Origin of the sequence: uncultured Microscilla sp. (assembly GCF_947493425.1) — a bacterium.
Lineage (GTDB): Bacteria > Bacteroidota > Bacteroidia > Cytophagales > Microscillaceae > Microscilla.
In genome coordinates this window covers 1-492 of sequence record NZ_CANLRP010000481.1, presented here as the reverse complement: position 1 = coordinate 492, position 492 = coordinate 1, and the positions used below count along the sequence as shown (strand labels likewise).

At 42.1% G+C, this 492-nt stretch carries 1 protein-coding gene; it reads left to right on the top strand.

Annotated elements, in window-relative coordinates:
- Positions 1–492: hypothetical protein (locus Q0954_RS34410; protein WP_299466740.1), on the top strand; the 492-nt coding region annotated here is incomplete at both ends.

The following is a 492-nucleotide window of genomic DNA, read 5'->3' as shown; positions in this document are numbered from 1 at the left end:
TCGAAAGCCTTGGGCAACCGCCCGGTATATGCCACCGATGCTTTGGTGCGGGTACACGCCGATGGAGGCATTACCACCATTGCCCGGTCGGGCAGCAAAACCAGTAAATGGCGTACCCTCCAAAATGGCAATGATGTGGGGAGGGCACCTAAGCCTAAGAAGCCCGGTAAAGAGGCGAAGAAGGAGTTTGTGGAGATGGGGTGGCCTTTTAAGAAGAAAAAGGCACCCGTTCCAGAAAAAATAGCCATTACACAACTTGATAAAGCAAACATACAAAAGTTGAAGACTTTACTGGAAAACAATAACTACAAGGTAGTTGAAGCCAAAAAGTTTACTTCTGATGAATGGAAAGAGCTTATAAAGTTACTTGAAGGAGATGCTAAGAAGTTAAATGAGTTGATCAATGTAACTCCTTTTGAAGAAGTCAAAGAGTTATCTAAATTACTTAAATGGAATAGAGTATATAAACCTGATGTTTATCAAAGCGTTAGT